Here is an 18745-nt window from a genome sequence, read left to right as displayed (position 1 = left end):
GCTGTTTTGCTTTTTCTTTTTTTGCCGTCATTCCCGCATGTTTCTGGCGGGAATCCAGCGACTTTGATTTTGAGATGCGCGGAAGCGGAAGGCACTGGATTCCCGCGAGAAGCACGCGGGAATGACAGACAGCGACTACGCAGCTTGGGATTCGACGATGCGCGGCGCACGCGGCGCCACGCCGCGCACGGCGTCGGCGATCGCGCGGATGTGCGCGGGACTCGTGCCGCAGCAGCCGCCGACGAGGTTGACGAGGCCGCTGGTCGCGAACTCGCCGACCGTCGCCGCCATCTGTTCGGGCGTTTCGTCGTATTCGGCGAACGCGTTCGGCAGACCCGCGTTCGGATGCGTCGAGACGTAGCATTCGGCGATGTTGGCGAGGGCCTCGACGTACTGGCGCAATTCGCTCGCACCGAGCGCGCAGTTGAGGCCGATCGACAGCGGCTGCGCGTGGCGCAGCGAATAGTGGAACGCTTCGGCGGTCTGCCCCGACAAGGTGCGGCCGGACATGTCGGTGATCGTGCCCGAGATCATGATCGGCACGCGCGCGCCGCGGCGTGCGAATTCCTGGCCGACCGCGTAGAGCGCGGCCTTTGCGTTCAAGGTGTCGAAGATCGTTTCGACCATGATCACGTCGGCGCCGCCGTCGAGCAGGCCGCGCGTCGCTTCGCGGTAGGTCGTATCGAGTTCCTCGAAAGTGACGTTGCGGAAGCCGGGGTTGTTGACGTCGGGCGAGATCGACGCGGTGCGGCTCGTCGGCCCGAGCACGCCGATGACGAAGCGCGGTTGATCGGGCGTCTTCGCCTCGACCGCGTCGCAGCACTCGCGCGCGATGCGCGCGCCTTCGCGGTTGAGCTCGTAGGCGAGATGTTCGAGGTGGTAGTCGGCCTGGCTGATCGTGGTCGCGTTGAACGTGTTCGTCTCGATCAGGTCCGCACCGGCGTCGAGATAGGCCGTGTGCACCGCCTTGATGATCTCGGGCTGGGTCAGCGAGAGCAGGTCGTTGTTGCCCTTGAGATCGCAGCCGGCGCCGTGGTGTTCGTGCCCGTGGTGCGCGTCCTTGCCCTCGGCGAAGCGCTGGCCGCGGTAGCCGTCTTCGTCGAGCTTGTACGACTGCAGCATCGTGCCCATCGCGCCGTCGATGACGAGGATGCGCGTCGCCAGCGCATCGAGCAGCAGCTGCGTGCGCGCGGGATTGAGCCAGGGCAGGTTGTTGTTCATGGCGATTCCTTAGAAGATTCTTGGCCACGGATTACACGGATAAACACGGATAAAGAATTTCTAGATTTCGTTCTTGATCCGTGTTTATCCGTGTAATCCGTGGCCGAACAGCTCTATTCTTTCTTAGCCAGCAAAGAAAGCACCTCGAAATGCGGCGGCCGCCGCTCGCGCGTCAGGCGCGTGCAACTCAACACGCTCAGGCCGGCCTTGCGCGCGAATTCGCGCAGCTCGGTGTCCTTGAAGCCGAGGTTGCGGTGATCGAACGGCGTCACCGCGGTGCGGTGCGCGTGCCTGGCGAGCGTCACCACGAGCAGGCGCCCGCCGGGCTTGAGCACGCGCGCGGCCGCGGCGACCGCCTGCGCGGGCGCCTCGCTGTAGGTGAGGGCGTGCATGGACAGGACAAGATCGAAGCGGCGCGTGCCGAGATCGAGCGCGTCCATGTCGCCGAGCGCGACTTCGACATTGTCGAACGCCGTCAGGCGCGAGCGCGCGGCGTTGACCACGCGCTCGCTCGAATCGATGCAGACGATGCTGCGCGCGTGCGGCGCGAGCAGTTCGGCCAGGGCGCCGTCGCCCGAGGCGATGTCGAGCACGTCGCCGCTGTCGATCAGGCCGGCAAGTGCGCGCGCCAGGGCTTCCCAGGTGCGCCCGGGCGAATAGTGCCGCTCCATGTCGCCGGCGACGGTGTCGGCCCAGCCTTCGGCGCGCGCGCGCTCGGCGAGCACGGTCGGCAGGCGCTGGGCGTCGTTCTTGAGCAGAGCGTCGTCGATCGTCTCGCGCAGCGCGTGCAGAAACGCCGACGATTTCGCGTCCAGCTCGGAATTGAAGCGATAATAAGCCGACACGCCCGCGCGGCGGTCGCGCACGAGGTCGGCTTCCTTGAGTTTGGCCAGGTGCGTCGATACGCGCGGCTGAGCGAGGCGCAGGACCTCGGACAGTTCGGCCACGGTCAGCTCCTCGCGTTCGAGCAGCGCGAGCAGCCGCACCCGGGTCGGGTCGGAGAGCAGACGCAGCAAGGCGGAAGTGGAGGCGAGATCCATTTATCCTTTCATCTTGATTGAAAGATATATGGGTAGAATATGGGCGATGCGATGTGGAGTCAATGCGAACGGTGAATGGTGAGCGGTCAGCGGTGAACAGTGAGCGGAGAAGAGCAGGCGCCACGCTGTCTGGATGGCTTCGCCACTTTTTCTGCTCACCGCTGACCGCTCACCGCTTACTCTTCCTGGCCGGCGTCTGCTTCGCTGCAACCTCCGCGTTCGCGGTCGAAGACGCCGCTCTCGCCAAGTACTGGAGCGACGACGCGATGCGCGTGCCTTACCGCGCGATCGTCACGCCGGGGCGCGAGAACAACGAGCTGTTGCCGCTGATCATCTTCCTTCACGGCGACTGGCAGGACGGCACCGACAACCAATCGCAGCTCGCCGGCTACGGCAACGGTTCGATGCAGCTGATCGACCAGGCGATCTCGGCGAGCGTGCCGCTCGTCTACATCGCTCCGCAGACCACCGACGCCTACTGGCCGCCCGCGCGCGTGGCCGCAGTCGTGCGCGACGCGGTCAAGCGCTTTCCGATCGATCCGCGCCGGGTGATCCTCACCGGCATCTCAGACGGTGCGACGGGTGCCTGGGACGCGCTCAAGACCTGGCCGGCCTGCTTCGCTGCCGCGGTGCCGATGTCGGGTATGACCGAGACTTCCGGCCTCGCTCCGATTGTCGACGTGCCGCAATGGATCTTCCACGGCGGCAAAGACAACGACACCGACATCGAGACCGGCTACGGCGGCGCGATGGTCGGCTCGCGCGCGGTCGTGCGCGCGCTGCGCGCAATGGGCGCCACGCCGCGCTACACCGAATATCCCGAGGAAGAACACGTGATCTGGCACCGTGCCTACGCGACGCCTGGCCTGCTCGGCTGGATGCTCGGTCAGCGCCTGCGCGGCAGGGCCTGCGATTTTTCCGACTATACGAGGCGGTAGAATTCGCGGTTCGCGTCGGCATCGATCGGCCCGTGCACCGCGCCGGCGCAAAAAAAGCGCAGCGGTGCAAAAGAAAAAAAGCAAAAATGCAAAACAAGCCGGACCGACTTTGCTTTGCTTGGATTCACTCGCGTTCTTCCCGTCCTTCGCGGTTACACCGTTTCCGTTTTACGCATCGAGGAGTGTCGTTATGGATTTCAATTTCACCGAAGACCAGTTGTCCATCCAGGCCGTCGCGCGCGACTTCGCGCAGAAGCGCATCGCGCCGGTCGCTGCGGAGTTCGACGCGAAGGGCGAATTCCCGCTCGACAACATCCGCGAGATGGGCGCACTCGGCCTCATGGGCATCGAAGTGCCGGTCGAGTACGGCGGCGCGGGCATGGACTCGGTCTCCTACGCGCTCGCGATGATCGAGATCGCTGCGGCCGACTGCGCGCATTCGACGATCATGTCGGTGAACAACACGCTGTACTGCAACGGCCTGCTCAAGTTCGGCACGGAGGAACAGAAGCAGAAGTACGTCAGGCCGATTGCCGCGGGCGAAGCGATCGGCGCGTTCGCGCTGACCGAACCGCAATCGGGTTCTGACGCGACCGCGATGAAGCTGCGCGCGGTCAAGCAGGCCGACGGCAGTTTCGTCATCAACGGCAAGAAGAGCTGGATCACCTCGGGCCCGGTGGCGAAGTACATTCTACTGTTTGCGATGACCGATCCGGCGAAGGGCCCGAAGGGCATCAGTGCGTTCCTGATCGATACGGCGCGCGAGGGTTTTCACCGCGGCAAGACCGAGCCCAAGCTCGGCATCCGCGCCTCGGCGACCTGCGAGATCGAGTTCACCGACTACCGCGTTGGTGCCGAGGACCTGATCGGCACCGAGGGCGAAGGCTTCAAGATCGCGATGGGCGTGCTCGACGCGGGCCGCATCGGCATCGCCTCGCAGGCGGTCGGCCTGTCGCGCGCGGCATACGAGGCTACGATTGCGTATTCGAAGGACCGCAAGGCGTTCGGCCAGTCGATCGGCAGCTTCCAGATGATTCAACAGAAGATCGCCGACATGAAGTGCAAGCTCGACGCCTCGTATTGGCTGGTGCTGCGCGCCGCCTGGGCGAAACAGCAGGCCGACAAGAACGGCGGCAAGTTCTCGACCGAGGCCGCGGTGGCCAAGCTGACCGCGTCGGAAAGCGCGATGTGGATCACCCATCAAGCGGTGCAGATTCACGGCGGCATGGGCTATTCCAAGGAAATGCCGCTCGAACGTTATTTCCGCGATGCGAAAATCACCGAAATCTACGAAGGCACGAGTGAAATCCAGCGCATGGTGATTGCGCGAAACGAGACCGGCTTAAGATAAATTTTATGTAACCTGAACTTTTCTGTAACGGCACTAGTCTCTAGCGCCGAGCCTGAGTGGACGCGCCCGTGCAATGCGGGCCGTCTATAAAACAAAAAGGCCCAATCCACTTACAGAGGAGTGACGTCATGCTGCGATTTATTCTTTTGTTGAGTTTGATTTTTGCTGTTGATCAAGCCGCTACGGCGGCCGTGGTGCGCGTCGCCGATGGCGATTGCACTGCGTTGCAGAATGCTGTGGCGCAGGCTGGGGTCAGCCCCACCACCGTTTTGCTGGCGCGGAACGGAAACTACCTGAGCTTCAGCGGTTGCGGATTTAGTCTGCAGAAAGGAAATCTGACCCTGGAAGGCAACGGGTCCACCATAACTTCCCGGGAACTATGCGCAATCGGCACGGCCATTGATGTCGAGACGGGGGCCTCGTTGACCGTTCGCAATCTGCAGTTGATCGACCAGACCTTAACCTGCATGGGAGGGATTCCCAGCCCTCGCATTCGCAACGCAGGAACCCTGTCGCTGGAGAATGTGACGGTGACTGGCAACGGAAATACCACCTTCGTCAGCACGCTGGATATTCCAACCGTAGGGCCCAATACGTCCATGCGCAATACGACTTGGATGTACGCGGGCTTGAGTGGATCGTTTGAGGCCTACAACTCGACGTTCGTGAGTTCGACGCTGGATTCAGGCGCGAGCTCCATCGGGATGCAAAGTACGGTCTCGTTGTCCAATTCCCTGCTTTTTTCGACGCGGAAGATTTGCCCGTTCGGCGGCAACGTGATCGTGTCGCACGGCGGCAATGTCGCCAGCGATTCGAGCTGCGGATTGTCGTCGAGTGCTGGCGACAAGATCGTCTCCGATCTGAACCTGCCCGCTGCGAGCAGCAACGGTGGTCTGGTGCCTACCATTCAGATCGGCTACGACAGCCCGGCGCGGCACGCGGGCGTTGCGCAGTATTGCGAAGCCACCGACGCACGCGGCGTCACCCGCAATGCAGCGAACTGCGATGCGGGCGCTTATGAAACCGGCGGCGGCCTCGGCCAGCTGACCCAGAACGGCATGAACGGCTTGTACTATGTTCCGGGTATCGCCAACGGCCACTATGTTTCATTGCAGCGCGTGCACGACAACAAGGATGTCATGGTGTTCTGGGACACCTTCGACAACCAGGGCAACCAGGCGTGGATCTTCGGCGTCGGCACGCTGACATCCGACCGCCATATCCATGCGTCGATGTACCGCAATCTCGGCGGCGTGCTGCAGCCCGGCGGCCCGGCGACTGGGGCCAAGGCGAGCGCGTGGGGCACGGTCGATATCGACCTGACCAGTTGTGCTGCTGCGCAGTTCAACTATCAGTCGAGCCTGCCCGACTTCGGCAGCGGCCAGTTCGCGTTGACCCGCCTGGCTTTCGAGTCGGCGATCAACTGTGGCGACTGAATCGATCAGCCTATAGCATTGGCTGCGAAGTGAAACGCGGCGGCTGTCCGGTCGCCGCGTTTTGCTTGTGGAGTTCACTGCCGTTGCAGTCCCGCCGGCATTTCCGTCCTCGTTTCTCGGCATCTAAGGAGTAGATCGTGAGAGTGAAACGCATCTCCGCCGCGTTCGCCGGCCTGCTGTTCTCCGTGCTTGCAGCCGCGCCTGCCTTCGCCGACGGCGCCCTGCCCAAGGGCGTCAGCAAAGTCACCGAAGTCGAAGGCGTCACCGAGTACCGTCTTGCCAACGGCCTGCAAGTGCTGTTGTTTCCCGACAATTCCAAGCCGACCGTGACGGTCAACGTCACCTATCACGTCGGCAGCCGCATGGAAGACTACGGCGAGACTGGCATGGCGCATCTGCTCGAACATCTGCTGTTCAAGAGCAGCAAGTCGTACAAGAACATCGGCCAGGAACTGTCCAAGCGCGGCATGCAGTTCAATGGTTCGACCTGGTTCGACCGCACGAATTATTTCGAGACCTTCCCGACCGATCCGGCCGCAATCGACTGGGCGCTCGGCATGGAAGCCGAACGCATGACCCAGGCGAGCGTCTCCAAGGAAGATCTCGATCCCGAGATGACTGTGGTGCGCAACGAAATGGAGTCGGGCGAGAACAACCCGTTCCGCATTCTCTGGCAGCGCATGGCCGCGGTTGCCTATGAATGGCACAACTACGGCAAGTCGACGATCGGTGCGCGTGCCGACGTCGAGAACGTCAATATTCCGCACCTGCAGGGGTTCTATCGCAAGTACTACCAGCCGGACAACGCTACGCTGATCGTCGCCGGCCACTTCGACGCGGCGCACGTGCTCGAACAGATCGCGGCGAAATTCGGCGCGTTGCCGAAACCGACGCGCGTCATCGAACCGACTTGGACGCTCGATGCGGTACAAGACGGTGAACGCTCGGTCACCCTGCGCCGCGTCGGTGCGGAGCAGATCGTCGCCGTGCTCTATCACACGCCGGCCGGTGCGGCGGCGGACCAGGCGGCGTTCGATGTTATCGACACGGCGCTGGCCGATACGCCGAACGGACGCCTGCACAAGCGCCTCGTGCAGACGGGCAAGGCGAAAAGTCTGCAGAGCTTCGCCTTCGGCCTCGCCGAGCCGGGCTACATGCTCATCGGCGCGACGCTGCGTCCGACCGACAATCTCGCCGACGCGCAGAAAATCCTGCTCGACACGGTCGAGGGCGTGGCCAAGGAGCCGATCACCGAAGAAGAACTGAAGCGCGCCAAGCAGCAGCAGGCCAACCGCTTCGATCAGTTGATGAACAATCCGCAGTACTTCGGCATCGCGATTTCCGAAGCGATCTCGCAAGGCGACTGGCGGCTGCTGTTCTTCAACCGCGACCGCATCAAGAACCTCAAGCTCGAAGACGTCAACCGCGTCGCGGCCGCATGGCTCAAACCCTCGAACCGTACGCTCGGCGAGTTCATCCCGACGGACAAGCCGGACCGCGTGCCCGCACCGGAGCGAGTCGATATCGCTGCGGTGATGAAAGGCTTCACGCCGGGCAAGGCGATCGCCGCGGGCGAGGATTTCAAGGCGACGCCGGAAAACATCGAAGCGCGCACGCAGCGCTCGGCGCTGCCTTCCGGGGCCAAGCTCGCGCTGCTGCCGAAGAAAACACGCGGCGAGACCGTAAGCCTGGAAATGCAGCTGCATTTCGGCAATGAGTCGAACTTGAAAGGCCAGCGTGTCGCCGCCGATCAGGTTGGTGCGATGCTGACGCGCGGCACGGCCAAGCACACGCGCGCGCAGATCGCCGATGCGGCCGACGCGCTGCAGATGGACTGGTCGGTCGGCGGAGGCGTGACGGACGGGTGGGTCAATCTGACCACCAAGCGCGAGCATCTTGCCGATGCGCTCAAGCTGCTCGGCGAAGTGCTGCGCGAGCCGTCGTTCCCGGCCGACGAATTCGCCCAGCTCAAGCATCAGGCGATCGGCCGGGTCGAGGCGGCGTCGAAGGAGCCGCAGCCGATCGCGAACAAGTCGATCAATCGCCATCTGCATCCGTATTCCGCGGACGATCCGCGCTACACGCCGACCTTCGAGGAGCAGGCGAAGGAGCTCGAAGCGGTCAAGCTCGAAGATGTGAAGGCGTTCTACCAGCGCTATTGGGGTGCGAACAATGCCGAGATTGCCGTGGTCGGCGATTTCGATCCGGTTGCAGTGAAGGCGCAGCTCGCGCAGTTGTTCGGCGACTGGAAATCGGGCGCCGAGTACGCGCGCGTGCCGCATCCGGAGAGCAAGGCTGGCGCCACGACCCTGCGCGCCGAGACGCCCGACAAGGCCAATGCCTTCGCCATCGGCGTTCTGCCGCTGGCCCTGCAGGACAATGACGCGGATTACCCGGCCTTGATCGCTGCCGCCGAGGTGCTCGGCGAAAACCAGTTCGACAATCGCCTGATCGCGCGCCTGCGCATCAAGGACGGACTGTCCTACGGTGCCGGTGGGCGTCTGTCTGCGAGCGAGTTCGAACCTTCGGGTCGGGTCACGATGTTCGCGATCTACGCGCCGCAGAATCGGACCAAGGTGGAGACGGGGTTCAAGGAAGAACTGGAACGCTTCGTGCGCGACGGCATCACCGCCGAGGAACTGGCGAGCGCGAAGAAGGCCTACGCTTCCGGACGCACCGACGCGCTCGCGAACGATCGCACCGTGGCCTATGAATTGAGCAACGGTGCGCGCATCGGCCGCACCCTGGCCTATGAGGGCGAGCAGCAGAAGGCAGTGGCTGCGCTGAGCGTCGATCAGGTCAACGCGGCGATCAAGAAGTGGATCAAGCCGGAGAACGTGGTCTGGTCGCTGGCCGGCGACTTCGCCAAGGGCGACAAGGCCGCCGCCGCGCCGGTGGAAAAGAAGCCGTAGTACGGATTGGTTTTCAACCAGAAAAAGACCAGGGCGCCGTTACGGCGCCCTTGTTTTTTTACCGGCAGCCGCGCACGCCGGCAGCATATGCTGCGACGCAGCGGGGACATTCGAGTTCAAGGTGAACGTTCGCTGAGGCGCGACGCGGCGCGAACACGGCAAAGTGGCTCCATCGACCGCAATCAAAGCGGCTTATAATTTGCGTTCGATCCGGCCGCGCGCCGGCGCAACTCACACGCAGGGACTGATATCCGTCATGAACGCGAAACTCGCTCCGGTCGACACCACGATCGATGCCATCCTCACCGAGCTTCAGCCGCATCTGGCCTCCGTCGCGCAGGTTCAGCAGGCGCGCATTTTCGTCAGCCAGTTCTTCAACCGCGTCGCCGAGGATGACATCGCGGTCCGCGATGCGAAGACCTGGGCCGCGCTGTTGCGCGGCCTGCTCGAGTTCGTGCGGGTGCGTGCGGGCAACGCGCCGAGCGTGCGTGTGTTCAACCCGAGCCTGGAAAATGACGGCTGGGAGTCGAATTACACGGTGGTCCAGCTCGCGACCGGCGATATGCCGTTCCTCGTCGATTCGGTCGGCATCGCCGCGCATGAGGAAGGTCTGTCGCTGCACGGCCTGATCCATCCGGTGTATTTCATCTCGCGCGATCCGGGCGGCAACCTGCTCAGCCTCGCCCTCGACGACTCGCAGAAGGGCAAACCCGAGTCGGTCATGCATATCGAAGTCGACCGTCTCAGCGAACCGGCGGAAATGCAGCGCCTGCAGAAGGCGATGCTCGTCGGCTTGCACGACGTCTCCGCCGCCGTGGCCGACTGGCCGGCGATGAAGGCGAAGATGCTCGAAATGGCCGACAACGTCGGCAAGTGGAAGCTGCCGCTCGACGCGGCCGGAGTCGCCGACGCGCAGGAGTTTCTGCGCTGGGCCGCCGCGGATCATTTCACCTTCCTCGGCTACCGCGAATATCACGTGGTCAAGAAGGACGACGACGAGGTGCTCGAAGCCTCGCCGAAGTCGGGCCTCGGCATTCTGCGCGGCAACGAAAAGCAGGTCGCGCCGCGTTCGCTCAAGACTCTGGTCTCGCACGAGCTACGCAAGTCCGGCACCGGCGATGCGGTGATTCTGACCAAGACCAACGCGCGCTCGACCGTGCACCGCGGCGGCTACATGGACTACATCGGTGTGCTCGAATTCGACGGCAAAGGCATGCCGACCGCCGAGCATCGCTTCCTCGGTCTCTACGCTTCGGGCGCGTACGCGCGCCGGCCGTGGGAGATTCCGATGGTGCAGCGCAAGTACGAAGCGGTGATGACGCGCTCGGGCTACAAGCGCGATTCGCATTCGGGCAAGACCCTGCGCAACATCCTCGAAACCCTGCCGCGCGAGGAGCTGTTCCAGTCCAGCGAAAACGAACTGTTCGACACCGCCAGCGGCATCATGCACCTGCAGGGCCGCGCGCGTTCGCGCCTGTTCGTGCGCCGTGACAAATACGGGCGTTTCTTCTCCTGCCTCGTCTTCGTGCCGCGCGAGCGCTTCAACACCGAAGTGCGCGAACGCATCGAGACCCTGCTCAAGCGCGCCTTCCACGGCGAGCGCGTCGATTCCTCGGTGCAGATGGGCGAGTCGCCGCTGGCGCGCGTGCATTTGGTGATCCGGCCGAAGCCCGGCGACAAGCCGAGCTACGACGTCGCCGAACTCGAAACCAAGATCGGCCAGGTCGTGCGCAACTGGCACGACGAACTGCGCGAAATGCTGGTGAAGAAGCACGGCGAGGACAAGGGTTCGCGTCTCGCCAGCCGCTACGGCAAGGCGCTGCCGGCGGGCTATATCGAAGAAGTGTCGTCTGCGGTCGCCGCGGCCGACGTCGAAGCGGCCGCGAGCCTGAAGAACGCCGACGACATCCGCCTGAGTCTTTACCGCTCGCGCGGCGAATCGAACCTGCGCTTCAAGCTGTTCCGCTACGGCGCGCCGATCACGCTGACCGAAGTGCTGCCGATGCTCGAAAACATGGGCATGAAGGTGCTGTCCGAGCATCCCTACGATATGCATGTCGGCGACACGACGATCGTGATCCAGGATTTCGAAGTGCAGCCGGCCGGCCGCCTCGATTTCGATCTCGACACTGTGCGCGAAGCGTTTCAGCAGAGCTTCGAGCGCATCTGGCGCGGCCAGACCGAGAGCGACGGCTTCAACAAGCTGATCCTCGGCGCCAATCTCGACTGGCGCCAGGTCGCGATGCTGCGCGGTCTGTGCAAGTACCTGCTGCAGACCGGCGTGCCGTTCTCGCAGACCTACATGGAAGAAACGCTCAACCGCTATCCGCTGATTGCGGCGTTCTTCATCGTCCTGTTCGAGACCAAGTTCGATCCGGCGCGCGACAAATGGACCAAGGGCGAGATCGAGCAGCAGAAGAAGCGCCTGCAGAAAGAACTCGACACCCTGCTGCCGGAAGCGATGAAGGAGCAGCGCGGCACCGTCGTCGACGCGGTCGTCGCTGCCTGCGCGCAGTCGCGCGACGAGCAGTACAAGGCCGCGGTCGATGCGGTCAAGGCGCTGCTCGACCAAGTCGCGAGCCTCGATGAGGACCGCATCCTGCGCGCTTATCTCGGCGTGATCGGCGCGATGCTGCGCACGAGTTACTTCCAGACGCCCGAAGGCAAGCACCGCGAATACATTTCGTTCAAGTTCGATCCGAGCAAGGTGCCGGACCTGCCGAAGCCGCGCCCGTACCGCGAGATCTTCGTCTACGCGCCGCGCGTCGAAGCCGTGCATCTGCGCTTCGGTCCCGTCGCGCGCGGCGGCCTGCGCTGGTCGGATCGCCGCGAAGACTTCCGCACCGAGGTGCTCGGTCTGGTCAAGGCACAGATGGTCAAGAACACGGTCATCGTGCCGGTCGGCTCGAAGGGCGGCTTCTTCGTCAAGCGCCCGCCGGTCGGCGGCGACCGCGACGCGCAACTCGCCGAAGGCATCGCCTGCTACCGCCTGTTCATGAACGCGATGCTCGACATCACCGACAACCTAGTCGACGGCAAGGTCGTGCACCCGCAGAACTGCGTGCGTCACGAAGCCGACGATCCGTATCTCGTCGTCGCCGCCGACAAGGGCACGGCGACGTTCTCGGACATCGCCAACGCGATTTCGATCGAACACGATTTCTGGCTCGGCGACGCGTTCGCCTCGGGCGGCTCGGTCGGTTACGACCACAAGGCCATGGGCATCACCGCGAAGGGCGCGTGGGAATCGGTCAAGCGCCACTTTCGCGCGCTCGGCCGCGATTGCCAGAACCAGGACTTCACCTGCGTCGGCATCGGCGACATGTCGGGCGACGTATTCGGCAACGGCATGCTGCTGTCGAAGCACATCCGTCTCATCGCCGCATTCGACCACCGCCACATCTTCCTCGATCCGAACCCGGATGCGGTGAAGACCTTCCCCGAGCGCGAGCGCATGTTCAAGCTGCCGCGCTCGTCGTGGGCCGACTACGATACGAAGCTGATCTCGAAGGGCGGCGGCATCTATCCGCTGACGGCGAAGTCGATCGCGATCTCGCCCGAAGTGCGCGCTGCGCTCGGCATCGACGACGGCGTCGATGCGCTGTCGCCGAACGATCTCAAGCGCGCGATTCTCAAGTCGCCGGTCGATCTGCTCTGGAACGGCGGCATCGGCACCTACGTCAAGGCCGAGGCCGAGACCAACGCCGACGCCGGCGACCGCGCGAACAACGCGATCCGCATCAACGGCAAGGATCTGCGCTGCAAGCTCATCGGCGAGGGCGGCAACCTCGGCTTCACTCAGCGTGGACGCATCGAGGCGGCGCTCAACGGCGTGCTGCTCAACACCGACTTCATCGACAACTCGGCCGGCGTCGATACCTCCGACCATGAGGTCAACATCAAGATCCTGCTCGGCGACGCGGTGCAGCGCGGCGAGCTGACGATGGACGGGCGCAACACGCTGCTCGCGGCGATGACCGACGAGGTCGAGCGCCTCGTGCTCGCCGACAACTACCGCCAGAACCAGGCGATCAGCCTGATGGAGCGCATGTCGGTGCAGCGTCTCGGTTCCAAGCTGCATTTCATCCGCACGCTGGAATCGCAGGGTCTGCTCGACCGCCAGATCGAGTTCCTGCCGAGCGATGCCGAGTTCGCCGAGCGCAAATCGCGCGGCCTCGGCCTGACCCGACCGGAGCTGGCGATCCTGCTGTCGTACTCGAAGATCGTGCTGTTCCAGCAGTTGCTCGATTCGGACGTGCCGGAAGACGCCTATCTGTCCAAGGAATTGCGTCGCTATTTCCCGGTGCCGCTGCAGGAGAAATACGCCGAGCACATGGAGCGCCATCGCCTGAAGCGCGAAATCATCGCTACCGCGGTGACCAACTCGATGGTCAATCGCATGGGGGCGACGTTCGTTCTGCGCATGGGCGAGGACACCGGCAAGACGCCGGCGCAAGTCGCACGCGCGTTCAACATCGCGCGTGAAGTGTTCGACGCGCGCGACATGTGGGCGCAGATCGAAGCGCTCGACGGCAAGGTCAACGGCAACGCGCAGATCGACGCGCTGCTCGTGATCTGGCAGTGCCTGCGCGGCACCACACGCTGGCTGCTCAACCATGCCGACGAGTCGCTCGACATCGCCGGCGCCGTGGCCAAATACCACAAAGGCATGCAGGAACTGCGCAAGCAGCTCTACGACGTGGTCACGCCGAGCGAGCGCGCGATCTACGAAAGCGAGCAGCGCCGCTGGAAGGATGCGGGTTTCCCCGATGCGCTCGGCAGCGAACTCGCCGGCCTGCGCACGCCGGGCTCGGGCCTCGACATCATCCACGTCGCGGGCGAGCACAAGCTCAAGATCGGCGAAGCGGCGGAGGTCTATTTCGGCCTCGGCGAATCGCTGAATCTCAATTGGCTCATGCAGAAGGTTGAAGCGCTCGCGGTCGAGTCGCAGTGGCACGCACAGGCGCGCGGCGGCTTGCGCGACGAACTCTACGCACAGCATCGCGCGCTGACCGCGCAGGTGCTCGAAGGCGGCAAGGGCAAAGGCAGCGATCTCGTCGCCACGTGGCTCAACCGCGACGATCCGTCGCTGAAGTTCACCCTGGCGATGTTCGCCGACATGCGCTCGCAGGTGGTGACGGACTATCCGATCGTCTCCGTCGCGGTGCGCCGTCTCGCCCAGCTCGTGCAGGCAGGGGCGCTGGCGCACTGAGGAGATTGCGGGGGCGCGATTCGTCGCGCCCATTGCGCAAAACAGATCGGGCGCGTGCGTGGCGAAACCATCTTCGCCGCGCACGCGCCCGTTTTTTTATGAGCCCTGGCCGGGCTGCCGCAATCCGCAGCAGCGCGTCACTTGCCGTTGGGCAAGAAGCGCACTTGCACGCGCTGACCGACCTTGAGGTCGTTGTTCGGCAGTTCGAGGATGCACTCGACGTCGCGCGTGTCGGTCGCTTCCTGGTTGCTTTCGTTGAGCTTGCTCGGGCCGAACACTTCGCCGATGCGGACGACCTTGGCCGTTTGCGGCTTGCCCGGGTCGGTCTCGCTGGAGATTTCGGCATTCATGCCGACGGAGACTTTGTTGACGAAGCCTTCGTTGAGTTCGGCGCGGACGATGCGCGTGGCATCGGGCAGCAGTTCGACGAGCTCGCCGGACGAGGGCGAGACGACGTCGCCGATATGGGTCGAACGCACGATGATGCGGCCGGCCATCGGCGCGCGCAGGGTGCGCGCGTCGATCTCGTATTCGGCCTGACGCACCTTCTGCTTGGCGGTCTCGATGTTCGCATCGGAGACGGCGATTTCGGCGCTGAGTTCCGAGAGCGCCTGCTTGGCGTCGTCGGCGGACTGGCCCGTCGCCGCACCGGCGACCGCGGCTTCGAGCACGCGCGCGGCACGCTGTTTGAGCGCGGGCTGTTTGGCGCGCAGCAGGGCGCCCTGCGCGGTTGCGGCGTTGAGTTCGGCCTTGGCGGCGTCGAGCGCCATCCTTGCCTGTTTGGTGTCGAGCACGACCAGCGCCTCGCCGGCCTTGACGTCGTCGCCGACCGCTTTCGGCAGCTCGGCGACGATGCCGTCGCGCGCCGCGGCCACGTGCACGAGGCCGCCCTGGACGTCGACGCGGCCGCGCGCGATGGCGACGAACTTCGACACGGGAGCGGCCGTCGAGGCGGGTGCGCTCGGCGCGCTCTTGCCGCAGGCGCCGAGCGCCAGCGCCGCGATGACGGCGGTCGCCAGAACGAGCGGGGAGAGAAGGGCCTTGCTCATGATTTCGCTTCCGTCGGTGAAGGCTTGGATGGGGACGACGCGCTGATCTGCTTCACGTCGGACAGGATACGCCCGTCGGCCATATGGATGATGCGATCTGCGTCGGCGGCGAGGCGCGTGTCGTGGCTGACGCAGACGACGGTGGCGCCGTAGACGCGGGCGACGCGATGCAGGGCGTCGATGACGTTCTTGCCGTTGACCGAATCGAGCGCGCTGGTCGGTTCGTCGGCGAACAGAAACTGCGGTTTCTTCGCCAGCGCGCGCGCGATCGCGATGCGCTGCTTTTCGCCGCCGGACAGTTCGATCGGGCGCAGGTGCGCGCGCGAGGCGAGGCCGACTTCTTCGAGCGAGGCAAGGGCCATGTTGCGCACGGTGTGCTTGGGCAGCCCGAGATAGTCGAGCGGCAGCATGACCTGTTCGAGCGCGGTCAGTGCGGGAAACAGGTTGAAGCCCTGGAATACGAAGCCGGTGTGTTCGAGGCGGAATTTCTCGAGATCGCCGCGGGTTTTCTTCCACAAATCCTCGCCGAGCGCGGAGACGTGGCCGCTGTCGGGCTTGAGCAGGCCGGAAAGAATCGCCAGCAGGGTGCTCTTGCCCGAACCCGAGGGACCGAGCACGAGCGTCAGCTCGCGCTCGTTGAGATCGATCGACATGCCCTGCAACACGTTCGTCTCGACGCGGCCGCTCGTGTAGCTCTTCGTGATGTTGTCGGCAACGAGAGCGGTCATATCAGCGCAGCAGGGTCGCAGGTTCGAGATGGTTGATCGCACCGACGGCGAGGAAGCCGGAGATCAGCGCGATCGCCATGACCAGCACTCCGCAGGCGACCGTGGCGATGTAGTTGAACGAAATCGGCACGTCTTGCCCGTGCGCGAGCAGGGCGAGCGAGACGCTGACCACGCTGCCGACGATGACACCGATCGTGCCGACCCAGAACGCCTGTTCGAGGATCATGCGACGCAGCGCGCCGATGCCCGCGCCGAGCGCATTAAGCATGGCGTACTCGCGTACCGAACTCGCCACGGCGGCGAACAGGGTCTGACTGGTGATGACGACGCCGACGAGGAAGACGACGAAGGAAAGAAAGATGAAACCGAGGCCGGCGCCAGTCTCGAACATCCAGTACGTCGCCGCGTTGTAGGCGAATTCGTCGTGGGTCCACACGGCGAAACGGTGCGCGGCGGCGACCGACGCAAGGCGATCACGCACGGCATCGGGGTCCGCGCCGGGCGCCAAGCGCGCGACGTAGTAAGCGACCTTGTCGCGTTCGGCGGGATCGCCGACCAGAGTGCGCGCGGTGGCGATCGAGGTGACGATGTTAACGCCGCCGAGCGTGCGCAGGCCGTTGGCCGCCGCGACGATCTTGACGCGATGGCCGTTGAGCGAGGCCGAGCCGCCGATGCCGAGGCCGAGGCCGAGTTTGGACAGGTCGGCGGCGTCGACGATGACCGCGCCCGGTTCGAGCAGGCGCGCGCGATCCACCGCGCTCAGCACGTGCGAGAACATCAGGCCGTTCGGGTTCGGATCGATGCCGGAAATAAACACGGACACGCTGCCGCGCTCGACCGGGCCGCGCCAGTCGCCGTCGAGCCACTGGAACGGTTCGACCTGGACTACGGCCGGGTCCATGTGCAGCCACACTTCGGTGTCGCGCGGAATCGGCCTGCCGAGTTCGACGGTCTGCGTGCCCGGATAACCGGCCCAGATGTCGCCGCCCGAGCGGCTCACGTAGACGCCGGCACTCGAGAAGATGCCGAACATCAGCGCGGTCATCATGAGCAGGAGCAGGCCCGAGAACGCGACCGCGAGTGCGGCCGGCAGGAATTTGCGCCATTCGTAGATCAGCGTCTTGCGTGCGAGAGCGACCACTACGGCAGGCCTTCGTGTTTGGTGTCCTTGGCCATCGGCGGAATCGTGCCGCCGAGAGCCTTGTACAGTGCGATGTAGGCGAGCGCGCGGTCGCGCACGGCGAGGTTGCGCGCGAGGCGTGACTGGATGGAGGCGAGATTCGCGCCGGCGGTTTCCATGCCGTCGCCGAGGCCGATGCGCTGCATCGTTTGCGCCGACTGCGCGCTGTGCTCGGTCAACTCCAGAGTTTTCTGCGTACTTTCCGCGGAGGCGCTTTTTGCCTCGAACTGGGCAAGCATGGTCTGCGCTTCGGCAACGCCTTCGATGACCGCCTCGCGGTAGGCGAGCACCGACGCCTGCAAGGCACGTTCGTGCGCATTCGCGATCTTGCGGCGTGCGCCCCAGTCGACCAGCGGGATGCTGATCGTCGGACCGGCGATGAAGACGAAATCCGAGGACACCTCTTCCGCCTTGATCTTGCCGGTGACGTTGTTGCGCTTGTACGTGACGACGCGGTCGTCGCCGCCGGTCAAGGCGGAAGAAGAGACGAAGGTGCCGAAGAGGCCGAACTTCGGCCACATGTCGGCGCGCGCGATGCCGAGTTCGCCGGCGGCGCGCACGACGTTCTGTTCGGCGCGACGGATGTCGGCGCGTGTGCGCACGAGATCGGCCGGCGTCTGGCGAAAATCGATCGCCGGCAGCTTGGGCTGCGCCGCCGCGGTCTGCAGCGCCGGATCGGGCGTGGAAACGCCGAGCAACACGGCGAGCGCCTGCCCGGCCTGCACGACCGTGACCGCCGGTTCGCCGGCGTCGTTCTGGGCTTGCTGCAGCTCGACCTGCGCACGGTCAAGCTCGAGCTGCGTGCCGAGACGCAACTGCAGACGTTTCGCAGCGAGGTCGACCTGCTTCTGCCGCTGCGTGACGACATCGTTCAGTACCAGCGCGCGACTCTGTGCGGCACGCAGTTCGACATAGTTGCGGGCGACCTCGGCGACGACGGTCACGCGCATTCCTGCATCGTCGATGATTGCGAGATTCTCATCGGCGAGGTTGACGCGCTTGTTCGCGAGATCGCGACCGAAAAAGCCGAATTCCCAGCTCGAATCGAAACCGGCGACAAGATAGCCGGTGGTCGAATTTGGCGCGGTCTCGACCTGGGTGCGGAAGTTGAGGTTGGGCCAGAACTGGCTGCGCTTGGCATGACGCACGGCGCGCGCGGCTTGCAGGCGTTCGCCGGCGATCTGGATATTGAGATTGTCCTTGAGCGCACGCTCGATCAGGCCGTTCAAGACCGGGTCGTCGAAACTGCGCCACCAATGGTCGAGATCGGGTGCGAGGCCGCCGGCCGCCTTGTTGCGCGCCTGCCAATCGGCCGGCGTGTCTTTGGGCAGGTCGGGAATCTTCGTGTGCAGCGGCCCGCAGGCGGCCAGCAGGCTGGCGCAGGCGAGCGCGCTCGCACGCAGCCAAGCCGTCGCGTGCCTTCGCGGCGATGAGGTGGCGAAAGTCAACATAGATGGGCGGCACAGGCCGCTTGGATTGCCCCGGCAAACATGGCCTATTGTCGCTTGGATTGCAGGGTATTTGCGAGATGGAACGGAGCACGATCTGTCATATCGTTTAAGGTCTGTTGGCACTTGTCGCGGCATTTTCCGGCGCGGCCGCATCGATTTCGGCGATGCGGGAAAACTTTGCTCCTAGGTAGCATCGGTGCTGCGGTTGCTACGGACAAATGCCGTTG

At 64.4% G+C, this 18745-nt stretch carries 11 protein-coding genes; 5 read left to right on the top strand and 6 right to left on the bottom strand.

Going from position 1 to position 18745, the window contains the following annotated elements:
- Positions 1–135 precede the first annotated feature (135 nt).
- On the bottom strand, positions 136–1221 hold the full coding sequence (locus tag FFS30_RS09895; protein WP_137912978.1) for a homocysteine S-methyltransferase family protein: 1086 nt from the start codon (positions 1219–1221) through the stop codon (positions 136–138).
- A 113-nt stretch (positions 1222–1334) separates the two neighbouring features.
- Positions 1335–2261: a metalloregulator ArsR/SmtB family transcription factor gene (locus tag FFS30_RS09890; protein WP_137912977.1), complete on the bottom strand. Its 927-nt coding sequence runs from the start codon at positions 2259–2261 to the stop codon at positions 1335–1337.
- Positions 2262–2527: 266 nt separating this feature from the next.
- Between FFS30_RS09890 and FFS30_RS09885 the strand changes: the two genes are divergently transcribed.
- From FFS30_RS09885 to FFS30_RS09865, 5 genes are all read left to right on the top strand, one after another.
- Complete coding sequence (locus FFS30_RS09885) at positions 2528–3199, top strand: hypothetical protein (protein WP_137912976.1); 672 nt, start codon at positions 2528–2530, stop codon at positions 3197–3199.
- A gap of 190 nt (positions 3200–3389) precedes the next feature.
- The gene (locus FFS30_RS09880; RefSeq protein ID WP_137912975.1) at positions 3390–4550 is read left to right on the top strand and encodes an acyl-CoA dehydrogenase family protein; all 1161 of its coding nucleotides are present in this window, start codon (positions 3390–3392) and stop codon (positions 4548–4550) included.
- Positions 4551–4678: 128 nt separating this feature from the next.
- A complete protein-coding gene (locus FFS30_RS09875) occupies positions 4679–5986 on the top strand; it encodes a choice-of-anchor Q domain-containing protein (protein WP_137912974.1) in 1308 nt (435 codons plus the stop codon).
- Between the two features lie 137 nt (positions 5987–6123).
- Positions 6124–8898: a pitrilysin family protein gene (locus FFS30_RS09870; RefSeq protein ID WP_137912973.1), complete on the top strand. Its 2775-nt coding sequence runs from the start codon at positions 6124–6126 to the stop codon at positions 8896–8898.
- A gap of 256 nt (positions 8899–9154) precedes the next feature.
- On the top strand, positions 9155–14110 hold the full coding sequence (locus tag FFS30_RS09865) for an NAD-glutamate dehydrogenase domain-containing protein (protein ID WP_137912972.1): 4956 nt from the start codon (positions 9155–9157) through the stop codon (positions 14108–14110).
- Positions 14111–14247: 137 nt separating this feature from the next.
- Here FFS30_RS09865 and FFS30_RS09860 read toward each other — a convergent pair whose 3' ends face one another.
- Genes FFS30_RS09860 through FFS30_RS09845 form a run of 4 tightly spaced genes read right to left on the bottom strand, consistent with a single transcriptional unit; the run spans position 14248 to position 18518 of the window.
- The gene (locus FFS30_RS09860; protein WP_137912971.1) at positions 14248–15159 is read right to left on the bottom strand and encodes an HlyD family efflux transporter periplasmic adaptor subunit; all 912 of its coding nucleotides are present in this window, start codon (positions 15157–15159) and stop codon (positions 14248–14250) included.
- Positions 15156–15887 (bottom strand): ABC transporter ATP-binding protein, encoded by a 732-nt coding sequence (locus FFS30_RS09855; RefSeq protein ID WP_137912970.1) that lies wholly within the window; start codon positions 15885–15887, stop codon positions 15156–15158. The genes FFS30_RS09860 and FFS30_RS09855 overlap by 4 nt, the downstream gene beginning before the upstream one ends.
- Position 15888: 1 nt before the next feature.
- Entirely contained in the window at positions 15889–17028 is a 1140-nt protein-coding gene (locus FFS30_RS09850) for an ABC transporter permease (RefSeq protein WP_137912969.1), read from the bottom strand.
- Complete coding sequence (locus FFS30_RS09845; RefSeq protein ID WP_171014548.1) at positions 17028–18518, bottom strand: TolC family protein; 1491 nt, start codon at positions 18516–18518, stop codon at positions 17028–17030. The genes FFS30_RS09850 and FFS30_RS09845 overlap by 1 nt, the downstream gene beginning before the upstream one ends.
- Positions 18519–18745 lie beyond the last annotated feature (227 nt).

Source organism: Rudaea sp. 3F27F6 (assembly GCF_005503555.1).
Taxonomy (GTDB): domain Bacteria; phylum Pseudomonadota; class Gammaproteobacteria; order Xanthomonadales; family Rhodanobacteraceae; genus Rudaea.
This window is presented reverse-complemented; position numbering and strand designations above follow the sequence as displayed.

Coding starts and splice junctions, on each gene's coding strand:
- FFS30_RS09895 (WP_137912978.1), bottom strand. CDS start 1,221: ATGAACAACAACCTGCCCTGGCTCAATCCCGCGCGCACGCAGCTGCTG.
- FFS30_RS09890 (WP_137912977.1), bottom strand. CDS start 2,261: ATGGATCTCGCCTCCACTTCCGCCTTGCTGCGTCTGCTCTCCGACCCG.
- FFS30_RS09885 (WP_137912976.1), top strand. CDS start 2,528: ATGCGCGTGCCTTACCGCGCGATCGTCACGCCGGGGCGCGAGAACAAC.
- FFS30_RS09880 (WP_137912975.1), top strand. CDS start 3,390: ATGGATTTCAATTTCACCGAAGACCAGTTGTCCATCCAGGCCGTCGCG.
- FFS30_RS09875 (WP_137912974.1), top strand. CDS start 4,679: ATGCTGCGATTTATTCTTTTGTTGAGTTTGATTTTTGCTGTTGATCAA.
- FFS30_RS09865 (WP_137912972.1), top strand. CDS start 9,155: ATGAACGCGAAACTCGCTCCGGTCGACACCACGATCGATGCCATCCTC.
- FFS30_RS09860 (WP_137912971.1), bottom strand. CDS start 15,159: ATGAGCAAGGCCCTTCTCTCCCCGCTCGTTCTGGCGACCGCCGTCATC.
- FFS30_RS09855 (WP_137912970.1), bottom strand. CDS start 15,887: ATGACCGCTCTCGTTGCCGACAACATCACGAAGAGCTACACGAGCGGC.
- FFS30_RS09845 (WP_171014548.1), bottom strand. CDS start 18,518: ATGTTGACTTTCGCCACCTCATCGCCGCGAAGGCACGCGACGGCTTGG.